Origin of the sequence: Moorena sp. SIOASIH (genome assembly GCF_010671925.1) — a bacterium.
GTDB lineage: Bacteria > Cyanobacteriota > Cyanobacteriia > Cyanobacteriales > Coleofasciculaceae > Moorena.
Window position 1 is genome coordinate 1 of the sequence record NZ_JAAHIH010000010.1, and the last position, 19,460, is coordinate 19,460.

The 19,460-nt window shown below is 42.0% G+C and carries 4 protein-coding genes; all 4 read left to right on the top strand.

All coding sequences use genetic code 11. The annotated features are described in order from the left end of the window. On the top strand, window positions 1-2,113 hold a 2,113-nt coding region (locus F6J90_RS40900), incomplete at its 5' end, for a type I polyketide synthase (protein ID WP_293107906.1). 82 nt (window positions 2,114-2,195) lie between these two features. Then, the gene (locus F6J90_RS40905; protein ID WP_293107909.1) at window positions 2,196-8,273 is read left to right on the top strand and encodes a type I polyketide synthase; all 6,078 of its coding nucleotides are present in this window, start codon (window positions 2,196-2,198) and stop codon (window positions 8,271-8,273) included. Between the two features lie 13 nt (window positions 8,274-8,286). Further along, window positions 8,287-13,197, top strand: a complete 4,911-nt coding sequence (locus F6J90_RS40910) for a type I polyketide synthase (protein ID WP_293107912.1) — start codon at window positions 8,287-8,289, stop codon at window positions 13,195-13,197. Between the two features lie 162 nt (window positions 13,198-13,359). After that, complete coding sequence (locus tag F6J90_RS40915; protein WP_293107915.1) at window positions 13,360-19,458, top strand: type I polyketide synthase; 6,099 nt, start codon at window positions 13,360-13,362, stop codon at window positions 19,456-19,458. The last annotated feature ends 2 nt before the right edge of the window (window positions 19,459-19,460 follow it).

Consider the following 19,460-nt stretch of genomic DNA (forward strand, 5'->3'; position numbering starts at 1 on the left):
TTTTCTAGATGTAGTATCTGCATTAGGATTAGTCCCTCAGCAAGTGGATGGAATGTCTCAAAAACACTTAGTAGAGATGGACAGTTTTGGTGGAGAGTGTGCGGGTGAAGTAGTAGCTGTAGGGTCAGAAGTCACAGGCTTTCATGTAGGGGATTCAGTTATGGCTATGGCTCAAGGCAGCTTTAGTCAGTATGTAACTGTTGATGCTACCTATGTAGTTATTAAGCCAGAACATCTAGGCTTTGAAGAAGCAGCATCTATTCCAATTAATTTTTTAACAGCTTATTATGCTTTGCATTATGTGGCTAAGATTAAGGGTGGCGATCGCATTCTCATCCATGCTGGTGCCGGAGGTACGGGAATGGCAGCAGTTCAAATCGCACAGCGAGCAGGAGCTGAGGTTTTGGCTACAGCAAGTCCGCCCAAATGGGAAGCATTACGAAATATGGGTGTTAAACATATTATGAATTCCCGGACATTAGAATTTGCTGACCAGGTGATGGAAATAACTCAAGGTCAAGGAGTGGATATTGTACTTAACTCTCTGACTTCTGGGGAATTTATTAGTAAGAGTATGTCAGTGGTAACTCAGAGTGGTCGGTTTGTGGAAATCGCCAAGCGAGGAGTATGGGATTCAAGCAAAGTTGCAGCATTCAGACCGGATGTATCTTATTTTGTGGTGGATTTAGTCAAAGAGTCTCAACAGCAACCAGAATTAATCAATTCTATGTTGCAAGGGTTGAAAGAGGAATTTGGCGATGGTTTACTACAACCACCACCAGTGAAGGTATTTCCTATAGAGAAAGTCATCGATGCCTTCCGTTATATGCAGCAAGCCAAACATATAGGTAAGATTGTGGTGAGTCAAACACAACTTGCTGATGGTACGACTCAAAAGCCTTTAAGTTTCCGTTCGGACGCTAGCTACCTGATAACAGGAGGTATGGGAGGTTTGGGCTTACTGGTAGCTAGTTGGATGGTGTCAAAGGGGGCTAAACATTTGGTATTGTTGGGACGCCGTTCACCGGATGATGCTATTAGGAAAAAAATAACAGAGTTAGAAATGGCAGGAGCGGAAGTGGTAGTGGAAAAGGCCGATGTGTCTGATGGGAAATCGATGAGAGAGGTGTGGAAGAGAATTGAGGAGTTAAACAGACCCTTAGCAGGAGTGATTCATTCAGCAGGAATGTTATCAGATAGAGTGCTACAAAACCAGAGTTGGCCTGGTTTTGAGCAGGTGATGGCACCGAAAGTCCAAGGTGCTTGGCACTTGCATCAATTGACTCAAAATCAACCATTGGACTTTTTTGTGCTGTTTTCTTCAGCAGCATCTCTGTTGGGTTCGCCTGGTCAGGGAAATCATTCTGCAGCTAATGCTTTCCTTGATGGTTTAGCCCATTATCGTCGCGGGATGGGATTACCAGGATTGAGCATTCATTGGGGAGCCGTTTCTCAAGTAGGAGAGGCAGCCGAACGGGGTGCAGATGTGAGGGCAGGTAAGCAGGGGATGGGTGCAATATCTCCGGCTCAGGTATTGGAGTCTCTAGAGCTATTGATGAGTGGTTCGGATGTGGAAGTAGGGGTAGTGCCTATTGAGTGGTCAGGGTGGCAGGAGAGAGTGGCACAGTGGCCGTTTTTAGCAGATTGGCAGGAAACTATACTAGAGGTGGCAGAACCATCGAAGTCAGATTTTCTGTTAAAGTTAGAGGCCACACCACCCAGTGAGCGTCGTTTGTTGTTGTTGGCTCATGTGCGTCGTCAGGTGGCTCAAGTGTTGGGGATTAATCATCCTGAATCAATTGCCTTGGAAACAGGGTTTTTTGACTTGGGTATGGATTCTTTGACTTCTGTGGAGTTGAGGAATAAGTTGCAAAGTAGCTTGAAGTGTTCGATACCCTCTACTCTAGCTTTTGATTATCCAAAGCTTAATAAGCTAGTAGATTACTTAGCCCAACAATTAAACTTAATAGATGCTCAAGATGATACTGAGTTGCGATCGCCTAACCCATGTGAAGAAAAGTCATCCGAGTTATCAGATGCTAGTCCACTGACAGAAGTTGAATTAGAAGCATCATTTATTAAAGAAATTGAAGAATTAGAAAAATTAATTTAAATAGCGAGCGATAGTTTTTGTGAACTTGGGAAATATATCAAACCCCCACACTCTACTTGTAAACTTATTATATTAATACAACATGAATCGAAAACCAACTCAAGAAAAAAAACAAAACTTACCTTTAGAAAGAGCAATTAAAGCCCTCAAAGATGCACGCTCCAAACTAGAAAGGTACGAAAATCAGAGCAAGGAACCAATCGCCATAATTGGAATGGGTTGCCGTGTTCCAGGAGGCGCATCTACCCCTGAAGCCTTCTGGGAACTTTTACAAAACGGAGTAGATGGGATTACGGAAGTGCCACCAGACCGATGGCCTATTAATAAATATTACGACTCTGACCCTACCACTCCCGGTAAAATTTCTACTCGTTATGGAGGCTTTGTGGAGCGACTACAAGAGTTTGATGCCAATTTCTTTGGTATTTCTCCTAAAGAAACAATTCATCTAGACCCTCAACAGCGATTACTCCTAGAAGTGAGTTGGGAAGCCTTAGAGCGTTCAGGAATAAATCCTCAACAACTTACAGGAACCTCTACTGGTGTATTTGTTGGGATTTGTGGTAGTGACTATACTCAAAAGATATTAACTCAAGGCCTTGAACAAATTGATGCCTATCTAGGTACAGGAAATAGCCACAGTACAGCATCAGGGAGAATTTCTTACCTTCTGGGGCTCAAAGGACCTAGTTTAGCAGTAGACACAGCTTGTTCCTCTTCTCTAGTCAGTATCCATTTAGCCACTACCAGTTTAAGAAATACAGAGTGTGATTTAGCTCTAGCGGGAGGAGTAAATGCATTAATATCTCCAGAGTTTAGCATCAATTTTTCTAAGGCGGGAATGTTATCTCCTGATGGTCGATGCAAGACTTTTGATGCTACCGCAGATGGATTTGTCCGTAGTGAAGGATGTGGTATGGTCGTACTCAAACGTTTATCAGATGCTGTAGCCCATGGGGATAATATCCTGGCGGTGATTCGTGGAACTGCCATTAACCAAGATGGTGATACCAGTGGATTGACTGTACCTAATGGGCCGTCTCAGCAAGCAGTAATTCGCCAAGCCTTGGAAAATGGAGGAGTAGACCCAGCTAGTATCAGTTATATAGAAGCTCATGGCACAGGAACTTCCTTGGGAGACCCTATTGAAGTAGGAGCAATAGGAAGGGTATTTGGAAAAACTCACTCTCAAGAGCAACCGGTAATAATTGGTTCAGCCAAGACTAATATTGGTCACTTGGAGGGAGCAGCAGGAATTGCCGGTTTAATGAAAGTAGTATTGCAACTGCAAAATCAGAAAATAGCCCCATCACTGCATTTTAATCAGCCAAATCCTTATATTGATTGGGAGCAATTACCAGTACAAGTCACGATCAAGCTCACCTCTTGGCCAACAAATGGTAAAAGTCGCATAGCTGGGGTTAGTTCTTTTGGTTTTAGTGGCACCAATGCTCATATAGTTTTAGAAGAAGCTCCTGCAGAAGTCAGAAGTCAGAAGTCAGAAGTCGGAAGTGAGGATATTGTTGAACGTCCAGTTCATATATTTACTATGTCAGGGAAAACCGAAAAGGCTCTTGCTGATTTAGTCAATAGTTATCAAAGTTATTTAGAAGCAGAAAGTAATCAGAAGGATTTGGGGGATATTTGCTACACAGCTAACATCGGTAGAGCAGAATTTAACCATAGATTAGCTTTGATAACTTCTGAGCAACAAGAGTTAGTAGAACAACTCAAACAATACAAACAGGGAGAGAATGTTCCTGGCATATGTTCAGGACAAATAACAAGGCAAACTAGGAGGAAAATCGCCTTTCTATTTACAGGTCAAGGTTCTCAATATCGGCAAATGGGAAGGCAGTTATACCAGACTCAACCCACTTTTAAGAAAATTATCGACCAGTGTAGTGAGATTCTGGGAAAATATCTAGAAGTTTCTTTATTAGATGTACTTTATCCGGCTCAGGTTAAAGATGAAACTTCTACTTTGATAGACCAAACAGGTTATACCCAACCTGCTATATTTTCCCTAGGGTATGCCCTAGCTAAGTTATGGGAATCATGGGGAATTAAAGCCAATGTAGTCATGGGTCATAGTGTAGGAGAATATGTAGCAGCTTGTGTGGCAGGAGTATTTAGCCTAGAAGATGGTCTAAAATTAATAGCCATGCGGGGACAGTTGATGCAACAGTTACCCTCCGGTGGTCAGATGGTATCTGTAATGGCATCAGAATCTCAGGTAATAGAGGCTATAGAAGAGTATAGTTCCCCAGTGACAATAGCAGCGATTAATGGACCAGAAAGTATAGTAATTTCAGGGAACAGTGGAGCGATAACAACTATTTGTGATATATTAAAAAATATGGGAATTAAGACCAAACAATTACAGGTGTCCCATGCTTTCCATTCCCCATTGATGGAACCAATGTTAACAGAATTTGAAGCAGTAGCCAAACAAGTAACCTATAATCAACCCAAAATACCACTAATATCAAACGTCACTGGTGAAGAAGTAGGTGCGGAAATAACCACTGCTGAATATTGGGTGGGTCATGTGCGTCAACCAGTAAGATTTGCCCAGAGTATGAAAACTCTCTATGAGCAAGGATATGAAACCTTCCTAGAAATAGGACCTAAGCCAATATTGTTAGGAATGGGAAGGCAATGTGTAACAGAAGACGTAGGAGAATGGTTGCCCTCATTACGTCCAGGAGTGGATGAATGGCAACAAATGCTCTCTAGCTTAGGACAATTGTATGTAAAAGGAGCCAAAATAGACTGGTCAGGGTTTGACAAAGATTATGAGCATCAGAAAGTAGTTTTGCCGACATATCCCTTCCAACGAGAACGCTACTGGGTAGGAACCAAAGAAAACGGACAAAAAAGCTCGTTAACATCGGAAAATAATACTGAGATAGTTAATCTACTGACTCAGGGAAGAATAGATGCCTTAGCTCAAGAACTAGAAAAAGTTGGCAATCTTTCCCAAAGCGAAATAGATTTATTACCTAAACTGCTATACTTGCTATCTAAACAGCATCAACAACAACTAGAAACAGTCAGCATCAAAGATTGGCTTTATCAAGTCGAATGGAGAAATAAAGGTATATGGAGTCGGCTACAGCCTCCAGACTACCTGCCAACACCTCCAGAAGTTGAACAACAATTGACTTCCACCCTGAAAGAATTAGTAACTAGGTCAGACAATGATAGATCCGAGCAAATCCAAACTTGCTTAGAAGAATTAAGTATAGACTATATAGTGCAAGGATTGCAGGAAATGAGTTGGCCATACAAACCAACTGAGAGCTTCTCGATAGATTCTGCAGCCTCTCGTCTAGGCATAGTCAACAGCCAGCGACAACTATTCAACCGAATGCTCCAAATTCTAGCATCCGTGGGAATTGTACAGTCAACCCAACAGCAGTGGCAGGTATTACAAACTTTGGAGAAAGTCAACCCTGGTGAAAAAAGCCAGAAGTTACTGACTCAGTATCCCGAGGAAGAAGCTGCCTTGATACTACTTCATCGTTGTGCATCTCAACTGAGCGGGGTATTGCGAGGCGCAGTTGAGCCAGTGCAATTACTGTTTCCTGAAGGTGATCTAACTACAGCTACTCTACTCTATCAAGAGTCACCAGTAGCTAAAGTGATGAACACGATAGTGCAAAAAGCGATCGCCAAAGCAATAGAGAAATTACCACAAAACCGTGGGCTAAAAATATTGGAAATTGGAGCCGGAACAGGAGGCACTACCAGCTATATTCTACCCCATCTGCCACCTTCGCAAACGGAATATGTGTTCACCGATATAGGAACGCTATTCACTACTAAAGCGAAGCAGAAGTTCCAAGACTATCCATTTGTGCGCTATCAAACCTTGGATATTGAAGTAGAGCCAGTAAGCCAAGGATTTGAACCTCACCAGTACGATGTGATTATAGCTGCCAATGTACTTCATGCTACTGCCAATATCCAACAAACATTATCCCATGTGAGAAAATTGTTGGTGGCAGGGGGAATGTTGGTATTGTTAGAAGGAACAACTCCCCAGAAGTGGGTAGATTTAATCTTTGGATTATTAGAAGGATGGTGGAAATTCCAAGATTATGAGTTACGACCAGACTATCCTCTATTGTCCCAAAGTAAGTGGAAGCAAGTACTTAGTGAAACTGGTTTTACTAAACAAGTAGTAGCCCTGCCAGATATTGAGGGAATGCCAGAATTTTTGTCTCGGCAGGCAGTGATTGTTGCTGAAGCTGATGAAACGACAATGGAGGCAACATCATCAACACCCAAGAATTGGTTGATACTGGCAGATACTCAGGGAGTGGCGCAACAGTTAGCCAATCAAATGCGCTCAGTGGGAGAACAGTGTACTTTAGTATTTGCCGGGGAGAAATATCAACAACCGGCACCAGGAGAGTTTACAATTAATCCCCGTAAGCCAGAAGAATTCGAGCAACTGATAGCTACAGTAGGATCTTACTCAAATTCAAGATTATATGGAGTAGTGCAATGTTGGACGACCGAAGCATTTCTGGGTAAAGAAATCAGCTCCCAGGAGTTAGAAAATTTATCTCAACTGGGTTGTGGTACGACATTATCAGTCGTACAAGCTTTAGTAAAAAGTGGCTTATCCCAACTACCACGGTTATGGTTAGTCACTTCAGGAGCACAACCTGTACCGGAAAGTCATCCTGTGATACCAGGCTTAGCACAATCTGCGGTGTGGGGAATGGGGAAGGCGATTAACCTGGAACACCCAGAATTATCCTGTATGCAAATTGATTTAGACCCAATGAAGACAGTAGAGCATCAAGCATGGACACTGTTCAATGAAATTTGGTCTGAGGATAGAGAAAATCAGGTTGTATGGCGAGGAGATAGTCGTTATGTGGCTCGATTAGTGCGCAGCAGTCATCAGCAAACAGAAGTGCCTCTGAATTTCCGGGAAAACGCTTCCTACTTGATTACAGGAGGTCTGGGAGGTTTGGGCTTACTGGTTGCCCGTTGGATGGTGTCCAGAGGAGCCAAGCATTTAATCTTACTGGGACGCCGTGCTCCTGATGATGCTGTTGTGAAAAAATTAACTGAGTTGGAACAAGCAGGTGCTGAAGTAGTAGTGGAAAAGGCTGATGTATCCGAATGGGATTCAATGCTGCGGGTATTTGACAAAATTAACCAATCCACCTTCCCACTGGCAGGAGTGATTCATTCAGCAGGAATGTTATCCGATGGAGTGCTGCAAAACCAGAGTTGGTCGAGTTTTCAACAGGTAATGGCACCGAAAGTTCAGGGGGCTTGGCATTTGCATCAATTGACCAAAAACCAGCAATTGGACTTTTTTGTGTTGTTTTCTTCAATGGCATCTATTTTGGGTTCACCAGGTCAGGGAAATCATTCGGCAGCAAATGGGTTTTTGGATGGTCTAGCTCATTATCGTCGAAGTATGGGGCTACCTGGATTGAGCATAAATTTGGGGGTAGTGTCTCAAGTAGGAGAAGCGGCAGAGCGTGGAGCCAATGTCATATCACAGCAGAAGGGTCTAGGAGTGATCGCACCAACTCAAATGTTAGAGTCTCTAGAGCTAGTGATGAGTGGTTCAGATGTGCAAATAGGGATATCACCCATAAAGTGGTCAGCTTGGCAAGAGCGAATTGAAAAATGGCCGTTCTTAGCAGATTGGAAAGAAATCACGATTACCACCTCCCAAGAATCGAAATCAGAGTTTCTACAAAAGTTAGAAGCAGCGAATATCTGGGAACGACAAGAGTTGTTAGTCAGTTTGGTTAGAACTCAAGTAGCTAAGGTACTAGGCATGAATAAAGGGGAATCGATAGGTTTGGAGGAAGGTTTTTTTGATTTAGGTATGGATTCCTTGACATCTGTGGAATTAAGGAATAACTTACAAACAATTTTAGGGTGTTCAATTCCATTAACCCTAGCTTTTGACTATCCAACTGTGGGAGAGTTGATAGATTACTTAGCTCAACAGGTACTAGAAAATGCAGACTGTTTAGATACTTTGGTTACTAAACCAACAGAAAGTGATAAAACTCAAAAACAAGAAGATTCGTTAGCTAAGACAAAAGAGCTTTCAGAAGATCAGTTAGAAGAACTGATTAACCAAAAGTTAAACTCATTAATGATTAATAAGTGAGGTGTGGTAATTAATGAAAACTTTATCAAATAAGATTGAAGGACTAACTCCTTTGCAAAGAGCATTTTTGGTAATTGAGGAATTACAATCAAAGATAGATGCATTGGAGAAATCGCCAAAAGAACCAATAGCAATCATTGGTATTGGTTGTCGCTATCCCGGAGGTGTCGATACACCAGAAGATTTATGGCATCTTTTGCAACAGGGAGTAGATGCCATCACAGAAATTCCCCAAGACCGATGGAATATTGATGAATACTACGATCCAGACCCAGAAACTTCTGGTAAAATATATACCCGTTATGGTGGTTTTATCGAACAACTCCAGGAGTTTGATTCCTCTTTCTTCGGCATTTCTGCTAAGGAGGCAAATTATCTCGATCCTCAACAACGTCTGCTTTTGGAAGTAGTTTGGGAATCTTTAGAAAATGCTGCCGTTAATCCTCACCAACTAGCTAAAACTCAGACAGGTGTTTTTATTGGTATCGGTGGCAGTGATTATAGTCAAATAGCTGGCTGTGATATCGAAAAAATTAATGCTTATTTTGCCAGTGGTAATGGTAACAGTACTGCATCGGGGCGAGTTTCCTACATTTTAGGTACGACTGGACCCAACCTAGCAGTGGATACGGCTTGTTCTTCTTCTTTAGTGAGCTTCCATCTGGCTTGTTCTAGTCTTAGGAATAAAGAGAGTGATTTAGCTCTTGCAGGAGGAGTAAGTAGAATCATTTCACCATTAATCCATATCAATCATTCAAGAGCTCGTATGCTTTCTGCTGATGGTCGATGCAAGACTTTTGATGCTGCTGCTGATGGCTTTGTCCGCAGTGAGGGATGTGGCATAGTAGTGCTCAAGCGACTATCTGATGCGGTAGCTAATGGAGATAATATTCTGGCGGTGGTTCGTGGCACTGCTATCAACCAAGATGGTCATACCAGTGGCTTAACAGTTCCTAATGGTCCGTCTCAACAAGCTGTTATCCGTCAAGCATTGGAAAACGGGGGAGTAGATCCAGCTCAAGTCAGCTATGTGGAAGCTCATGGTACGGGAACCTCTTTAGGAGACCCGATTGAAGTGGGAGCTTTGGCAGCAGTATTTGGGGAAACTCACTCTCAAGAGCAACCGTTGATAATAGGTTCACTTAAGACAAATATTGGTCATACCGAAGCTGCAGCTGGAATCGCAGGTTTAATCAAAGTTGTATTGCAAATGCAACATAAACAGATTGCACCTCATCTGCATTTCAACCTACCTAATCCTTATATTAATTGGTCAGAATTCCCGGTTCATGTGCCTACTCAGGTAACTCCTTGGCAGGTGGGAGACAAAAGTAGAGTTGCAGGAGTCAGTTCCTTTGGCTTTAGTGGAACAAACGCCCATGCCGTATTGGAAGAAGCTCCACCTGAAGAGAAAACAGAAGAGATATCAGAGCCTCCAGTTCAGCTATTAACCCTCTCAGCCAAAACAGATTCAGCACTCACTGAATTAGTAGCTCGTTATATTACACATCTAGAAACCCATAGCTCACAAACCCTCGCAGATATTTGTTACACCGCCCAAACCGGCAGAGCACATTTCCCTCACCGTCTCGCAGCGATCGCTACCAACAAAGAAGAATTAGCCGAAAAACTGCAACAACATCAAACAGGAACAGAAACATCTCTAGTATATTCCGAACAAAATTCCCCCAACAGCAGTGCCCCCAAAATAGCCTTCCTGTTCACAGGTCAAGGCTCCCAATACATCAACATGGGGAAACAACTCTACGACCAAGCACCAGTCTTCCGTGAAGCCATAGACGAATGCGGTGAAATTCTCAGAACCCAACTAGAACATCCCCTCTTAGAAATTCTTTACCCTCAGACAGATGTTGAATCCTTACCATCACTACTAGACCAAACAGCCTATACCCAACCAGCCCTATTTGCCATCGAATATGCCCTAGCCCAGTTATGGCAATCTTGGGGAATCAAACCAGACATAGTCATGGGTCACAGTTTAGGAGAATATGTAGCAGCAACAGTAGCCGGAATTTGGAGTAATGAAGCAGCTCTGCAACTGGTTGCAGCCAGGGCTAAATTAATGCAAAAACTACCCCCAGGGGGAGAGATGGTGTCAGTAATGGCGAAAGAAGCTCTAGTCAGTGCAGCAGTGACCCCCCACAAAGAAAAAGTAGGGGTAGCAGCCATTAATGGGCCAGAAAGTGTAGTCATATCAGGTGATTCATCAGCAGTGAGGGAGATAGTATCTAACCTAGAATCTGTAGGCATCAAGACTAAAAAACTACAAGTATCCCACGCCTTCCATTCACCATTAATGGAACCAATACTAGCAGAACTAGAAACAGTAGCCAATCAACTCACCTACAATCAACCAAAAATACCAATCATCTCCAACCTGACAGGTACAACAGCAGACAATAGCCTCACCACAGCTCAATATTGGGCAGATCATACACGGCAACCAGTCAAATTTGCCTCAGGAATAGAGACCCTGCACCAACTAGGCTATGAAATCTTCCTCGAAATCGGACCCAAGCCAATTTTATTAGGTATGGCACGTCAGTGTTTGCCAGAAGACAGTGGTGTGTGGTTGCCATCATTACGTCCAGGAGTAGATCAATGGCAGTCAATGCTCTCATGCCTAGGGCAACTATATGTACGAGGAGCCAAGGTAGATTGGTTAGAACTTGACAGAGAGTCGAGCAAAAAGAAAGTAGTCTTGCCCACTTATCCCTTCCAACGGCAACGGTATTGGGTAGAACCCAGGGAAAAAACCGAACCAAAAAGCCAGAGGTTGGCATCAGAAAATAGTAATACAGCCATCTTTAACCTATTGGGTCAAGGAGAAACAGAAGCTCTAGCTCAACAACTAGAACAAGTGGTAAAATTCTCACCATCCCAGCAAAAATTGTTACCAGAAATATTGGAGGTATTAGCCCAACAACATCAGCAACAATTGGCAGCAGCAACAATCAAAAATTGGTTATATCAGGTGCAGTGGAAACCTGTAGCTCCCAGTCAGGAAAAAATCAGCTCTCAATTAAGCCATCATTGGTTAATCTTAGCAGACAGCACGGGAGTAGCAGAAAATTTAGCTGCCAAATTACAAGAACAAGGACATGAATGTAGCTTGGTATATCGAGGCGGACAATATCATCAACTGGCTGCGGGAAAATATGAACTCAATCCCTGTGTAGCTCAAGAGTGGGAACAACTCTATCAAGGGATATCAGAAACCACTCAACTACCGTTGACAAAAGCAATTCATCTGTGGAGTTTAGATGTAGTCGCCTCAGAAGAATTAACAGTTGAGGAGTTAGAAGAAACTCAACTGTGGGGATGTGGCAGTGTAATTTACCTGTTACAGACAGTGCTCAAAACCAGTGACTACCCCCAACTATGGGTAGTCACTCGGGGGGCGCAGCCTGTATTATCAGACAAAGAGAAACTAGCAGTAGCAGCAACACCATTGTGGGGATTAGGAAGAGTAGTATCTTTAGAACATCCACAACTGTGGGGAGGATTGGTAGATTTAGACCTACAAAAAACAGAACAGGAAGTAGAAATGCTACTGCAACTACTAGTGAATACTTCAGAGGAAGATCATCTAGCTTTACGAGGAGAACAAACTTATATAGCGAGGTTGGTAAAACAATCAGTCCCGGAATTTACCAAGGCAGTATCATTATCATCAGATGGAACCTATTTGATTACAGGAGGACTGGGAGCTTTAGGGTTACATACAGCCCAATGGCTGGTGGAAAAGGGCGCTCAACATCTTGTTTTAACCGGACGTAATGCTCCATCAGAAACAGCCCAAGAAACCATAGAGCAATTAGAACAAGCAGGTTCTAAAGTCAGGGTTTTGTTAGGAGATATCTCTATTGAAAAAGATATAGCCCAAATTATCCAACAAATTCAGACATCCTTACCCACACTCAAAGGAGTTATTCATACAGCCGGAGTACTTGAGGATGCAACCCTGCAACAGATGAGTCTGGAGCATTTTAGCAAGGTAATGGCTCCAAAGGTAGCAGGAACTTGGCATTTACATAAATTTACTCAGGATCTACCGTTAGATTTCTTTGTCTGTTTCTCCTCAATAGCTTCCTTACTTGGTTCACCGGGTCAAGGAAACTATGCTGCTGCTAATGCCTTCATGGATGCCTTCGTTCACTATCGTCGAAGCATGGGATTACCTGGATTAAGTATTAATTGGGGAGTATGGACATCTGGAGGAATGGTGGATCGTTTGGCCATTCAGCATCAGAATCGAATCTATACCAGTGGGATAGGTAATATTGCCCCAGAACAAGGAATGTATGCATTGGAGCAACTGTTAGGAAGTCAATCTCTAACTGAGCAGGTGGGTGTAATACCTGTACAATGGTCAGTGTTGGCACAGCAGTTGAATAATAGCAATAAAAATTCATTACTGCGGGAACTATTACAAAAAGACAAATTACCACAAGATGCACTTAAACAGAATGCAGAACCAGTAATTTTGGATAGATTAGAGACTGCCTCAGAAAGCGAACGTCAAGGAATTTTAAGGGAACACATTAGAGCACAAGTAGTTCAGGTATTAGGCTCAAGTTCATCTGAATTACCGGAAGTAAATTTAGGGTTTATGGAAATGGGAATGGACTCTCTGATGACAGTGGAATTAAAGAATCGACTGCAAACTCAACTAGGAAAAACCTTATCTGGGACAGTAGCTATTGAATATCCAACGATTGAAAAACTATCCCAGTATATATTTAAGGAAGTAATGGGATGGAAATCAATCTTAGATTCTGAAGTCGATTTATCCAATTTAGAAAATATCGACAACAAAATGCCAGAGCTAGAAAAAATTTCCGAAGAAGAATTTGAAGCCTTAGCAATTCAAGAACTAGAAGAACTAAATAGTATGCTTTGAGAGGCTGTATATTAAGCAAATTAATTGTGTTTTTAATCATAATTTATGATATAATTTAGATAATAAATAAAATCACCATAATTAGTACCTAAAACATTTATTGATAACTTATTATCCAACATAAGATTGTTGATAAAAAAAATAAAAAAAAATAAAAACTTTATGGAACCGATTACCCCCCAAGAACAAATATCATTGTCCAAGCAAATGTTTATTGCTGTAAAACAGGCAAAAAACAAATTGGAGAAGATTGAGCGTTCAAAAAATGAACCTATTGCCATTATTGGTATAGGGTGTCAATTTCCTGGAGATGCAAATACACCAGAAAAATTCTGGCAATTGTTATGTAGTGGCCAAGACGCGGTTAGAGAAATTGATCGCTGGGATATAGATTCTTACTATGACCCAAATCCTGATACCCCAGGAAAAATGTACATTCGTCATGCAGCATTAGTTTCTCAGGTAGATCGATTTGATGCCGATTTTTTTGGTATCTCTCCCCGAGAAGCAAATAGCCTCGACCCACAGCAACGTTTTCTTTTGGAAGTAACTTGGGAAGCCCTTGAAAGAGCAGGAATTAACCCCCATCAACTAGAAAACACTCAAACAGGGGTTTTTCTGGGAATCGGTCAAAACGATTATTTTTATCTGAATATCAACGAACTCAACAATATTAGCCCTCACGATGGTACAGGAAATGGTTTTTGCTTTGCAGCAGGTCGGTTATCTTATGTATTAGGATTGCAAGGTCCATCTCTGGCAATAGATACAGCTTGTTCAGCATCTTTGGTAGCTGTACATCAGGCTTGCCAGAGTCTGCGTCAGGGTGAGTCCAATCTGGCAATAGCAGGAGGAGTTCAACTTATTCTCTCTCCTCAAGTGACAACTGCACTATCAAGATTGAAGGCACTATCCCCTGATGGCAGATGTAAGACTTTTGATGCTGCTGCTGATGGCTATGGCAGGGGAGAGGGATGTGGCATAGTAGTACTAAAACGTCTGTCAGATGCTCTAAAAGATGGTGACAAAATCTGGGCAGTGATTCGTGGCTCAGCAGTTAACCATGATGGAGCTAGTAGCGGACTGACAGTACCAAATAAACTAGCCCAGGAAAAGCTAATTCAGCAAGCTCTCAAAGTGGCGAAACTAGAACCATCTCAAGTAGGTTATGTGGAAGCTCATGGTACAGGAACCTCCTTAGGAGACCCTGTGGAAGTGAAAGCCTTAGCAACTGTGTTTGGGCAGGGGCATAACCAAGAAAATCCCTTATTGATTGGTTCAGTTAAAACCAACATTGGTCACCTAGAAGCAGCAGCAGGAATTGCTGGTTTAATCAAGGTAGTTCTGCAACTACAACATCAAAAAATTGTACCACATCTAAATTTCATAAACCCCAACCCTTATATTGATTGGGAGAATATACCTCTAAAAGTTCCAACTCAACGGCTCCCTTGGCCTTCATCAGAGGGAAAACGAGTGGCAGGAGTCAGTTCTTTCGCTATTAGTGGAACTAATGCTCATGTACTGTTGGAAGAAGCCCCTGTTCACGTCAAAAGTCAAAGTTCTCAAGAGCGTCCTGTTCATCTACTAACCTTGTCAGCTAAAACAGAAAAAGCTCTAGAAGAATTAATAGAGCGCTATCACAATCATCTGGAAATTCATCAGCAAGAAGCTCTGGCAGACATTTGTTATACAGCTAACACCGGACGCGCCCATTTCAATCATCGACTGGCCATTATTGCTTCTAACCAACAGGAACTGACCGAAAAACTACTTGGTTACAAAAAGGGGTCTGAAGTAGTAGGTTTGTTCTCTGGTTCATTCCCGAGTAGCACAACCTCACCAAACGTAGCTTTCTTATTCACTGGTCAAGGTTCCCAGTATATCAACATGGGACAAAAACTTTACAACAGTTCCCCTGTATTCCGTCAAGCTTTAGACCAATGTGATGAACTTCTCCGTGGTGAATTAGAACATTCACTGCTGTCTGTGCTCTACCCTCAAGAGGAAAATAACTCGTCTCTACTAGACCAAACAGCTTACACGCAACCAGCCTTATTTGCCATAGAATATGCCCTAGCTCAATTATGGCAATCTTGGGGAATTAAACCAGATGTAGTCATGGGTCACAGTGTAGGAGAATATGTAGCAGCAACGGTAGCTGGAGTTTTTAGTTTAGAAGATGGCCTGAAACTAATTGCTACCAGGGGTAGGTTAATGCAGCAGTTGCCCACTGGGGGGGAAATGGTTTCGGTCATGGCATCGGAGTCAAGAGTTCGTCCGTTCATTACTCCTTATGCAGGACAAGTAGCGGTTGCTGCTATCAATGGACCGGAAAGTGTAGTCATTTCAGGAGCCAGTGAAGCCATAGTTGCTATGATTCAAAGCTTAGAATCAGAAGGGATAAAGAACAAACGGCTACAGGTGTCTCATGCTTTCCATTCACCATTGATGTCCCCTATATTGGCAGAGTTTGAAGCACTCGCCAAGCAACTGACAATCAATCAACCACAGATTCCACTGATCTCGAATACCACAGGAACAAGAGCAGACTATAGCATTACTGATGCTCAGTATTGGGTAAATCATCTGCGCCAACCAGTAAGATTTGCCCAAGGAATGGAGACTTTGCGTGAACTAGGTTATAAAGTCTTCTTAGAAATTGGGCCTCAACCAATTTTATTAGGCATGGGACGTCAATGTCTATCAGCAGTAGAAGGAGTATGGTTGCCTTCCATACGTTCGGGAGTTAATGAATGGCAGTCGATGCTCAGCAGTTTAGGACAGTTGTATACACAGGGAGTGAAGGTAGATTGGTCTGGGTTTGACCAAGATTATAGACCTCAGAAGGTGTTATTGCCCACCTATCCATTTCAACGGCAAAGCTATTGGAAAGAAACTGGGGCAAATATACAACCAAACACCAGCTCTGTTGCTGTAGAAACTACAAGTACTCAAATCCTGGATTGGCTAGCTCAAGGGGAGACTCAAAAATTAGCTCAACAATTAGAAAAAACTGGAAATCTTGACCAAGGGGAAGTTGATTTGCTGCCAAAACTGCTGGAGTTGTTGGTTAAAGAACATAAGCAACAACTAGCATTAGCCAGTATCAAAGATTGGTTGTATCAAATTGAATGGAAAACTAAAGCCCGTTTGGCTCAGCGCTCGACTCCAGATTACCTCCTGACACCTGTAGAAATCGAAGCCCAATTGATGCCCACTCTCCAAGACTTAGTAGCAACAACTGACTTAGATATATTCTCTAAAATTCTACCTAAACTGGAAGCATTAAGCATAGATTATGTGGTACAATCATTTAGAGAAATGTGTTGGTCAGAGCAAGTGGGAGAGCATTTTTATATTGATGCTGCTGCTAATAGCTTAGGTATAGACCCCAACTATCGGAGACTGTTCAATCGATTGGTGCAGATGCTGGCAGAGGTAGGTATTGTCCAGGAAACTCAACAACAGCAGTGGCAAATGTTGCAAGTCCTGGAAAAAATTGATACAAAAGAAAGAAACCAAGCTATACAGAATCAACATCCTGAGGTAGTATTAGAATTGAATCTTCTCGAACGTTGTGCTTCTCAATTGAGTAAGGTACTGCGGGGAGAACAAGATCCATTAAAACTACTATTCCCAGGTGGAGATGCAACTGATGTTACCTACATATATCAAGACGCTCCTGCTGCTAAGGTAATCAACGCTATGGTACAAAAAGCAGTTGCCAAAGCCATTGAAAAATTACCGCCTAGTCGAGGCATACGATTCTTGGAAATCGGAGCTGGAACTGGTAGCACGACAGGCTATATTCTGCCCCATCTGCCACCGTTGCAAACAGAATATGTATTCACTGACCTAGGAACTTCATTTGTTAGCAAGGCCAAAGAAAAATTCCGGGATTATCCGTTTGTACGATATCAAACTTTAGATATAGAGGTAGACCCAGTAGCTCAAGGGTTTGAGTCCCATCAGTATGATGTGATTATTGCAGCCAATGTGCTTCATGCTACTACCAGTATCAAGGAAACCCTGTCTCATGTGCGAAAACTGTTGGCTCCAGGGGGACAGTTGGTGTTGTTGGAAGCAACAACTCGTCAAAGATGGGTAGATTTGTGGATAGGAATGTTAGAAGGATGGTGGAGATTCACAGATACTGAGTTACGCAGTGACCACCCCTTACTCAGTAAGGAGCAGTGGCAGCAAATGCTTAGTGAAACAGGTTTTGCTGAAGTAGTAACCTTACCAGAGACTGATGGATTGCCAGAAGTGATGACCATGCAGACAGTGATTATTGCCCAAGCAGATCGAACAACTGTAGAGTCTCCATCTTCAGGTAAGGGCTGGTTGCTCTTCGGAGATAAGCAAGGAGTAGCTCAAAAGTTAGCAACTCAACTGCGCTCTGTAGGAGAAGCTTGTACTTTAGTGTGGCCAGGGGAGAAATATCAACAAATTGCACCAGAAGAATTTACCATTAACCCCAACCAGATAGCCGACTACTCACGACTATTAGCAAAAGTAACAGCTAATCAACAAACCTCAATCGAAATATTACACTTATGGAGTTTAGATACTCCTGTTATTGAGCAATTGAGTGTAGAAACTTTACTGACGTTTTCCAAGAAAGCATCTGGTACAGTTTTATTCTTGGTTCAAGCATTACTCAAAGCTGGATGTACTTCACAATCTCGCCTGTGGTTAGTTACCTGTGATGCTGAACCAGTTCAAGGTATTAAAAGTTCTATTAGTGGATTGGCACAATCTCCTGTGTGGGGAATGGGTCGAGTAATTTCTCTGGAATATCCCGACTTATGGGGTGGCATGGTAGATTTAGACCCCCAGAACCTTAGTACCGATGAATCAGTGGCTAACTTGCTTGCTGAAATTTGGGATGGGGATGGTGAAGATCATGTTGCTTTTCGGGATGAACAGCGCTATGTAACTCGTCTGATGCCAAGTGACCAACTCGAATCTGTAGGAATCAAAGTCCATGGTGATGCTACATATTTAATTACTGCGGGTTTGGACTATTTCGGACTAAAACTAGGTCAATGGATGGTAGATAGGGGAGCCAGGAATCTTGTAATGATAACACCTCAAGGATTTCCTTTACCAGCACAGTGGACTGATATTCCTCCCCAAAGTGAGGAAGGTAAAAAGATTGAAACTATTCAATCTTTAGAGAAGAAAGGAGCTAAAGTAATTGTATTTTCTGCTGATATCACTGACCAAGCTCAAATGTCCGACATCTTAGAACAAATCAATCAGTTAGAGAAACCATTGAAAGGAATTATTCATGGAGCAAGTGTAGGGGGTGAATGTTCCATAGAAAAGATGGAACCTCAGCTGTTAGAATTTGTACTGGGTCTTAAGATAGTAGGGACATGGATTTTACATCAATTAACCAAAAATATTGAACTAGACTTTTTCGTTTGTTGTTCTTCTGTAGGATCAATATGGGGGTCTCAAGATCAAGTCCATGATCATGCAATCAATCACTTCCTAGATACATTCTCCTATTATCGTCGTTACCTAGGGTTGCCTGGATTAACTATTAATTGGGGAAATATAGGTGCGGAAGCAATGGGTGTTGCACCTAGCTATGTGGAGTCCCTGGAGCGGATTGGATTAGAAGAGCTACAGCTAGAACAAGCATTAAGCGCATTTGAGGTGCTTCTAAACAGTAATGCAGTTCAAACATTAATAGCTAGGGTCAATTGGGGAATATTTAAACAAGTCTATCAAGGTCAAAAATCTCGACAATTTTTGGTAGAGATAGAAATAAAATCAGAGGAATTTCAAGAACTATTATCCGCAGAACAACCAGAGATTTTAAAACAATTACAGATAGCACCAGAAAGCGAACGTATGGGTTTATTGATTGCTTATATTCAAGACGAAGTAAGTAAGTTATTAGGATTACAAGGGTCTAAACGACCTAGTATAGAGCAAGGCTTCTTTGAGATAGGTATGGATTCTCTGATGGCAATTGAACTGAAAAATAACCTTGAAGCAAATCTACTTGTTCCCCTACCTGACACATTAACCTTTGAATTTTCTAATATTGTCAGTCTAGGTGAGTACATAGCTAAAAAAATACTGGATTTAGAAATAGTTGCTCATGATCAATTAAAAACGAAAAACAATGAAGAAAAAGATAAAGGTAAATATCAGGAAGTATCTGCTAATTTAAAGGAGCTTTCAGAACAAGAAATAGAAGATTTAATTAATCAAGAATTAGAAGATTTAGGAGCTATATAACT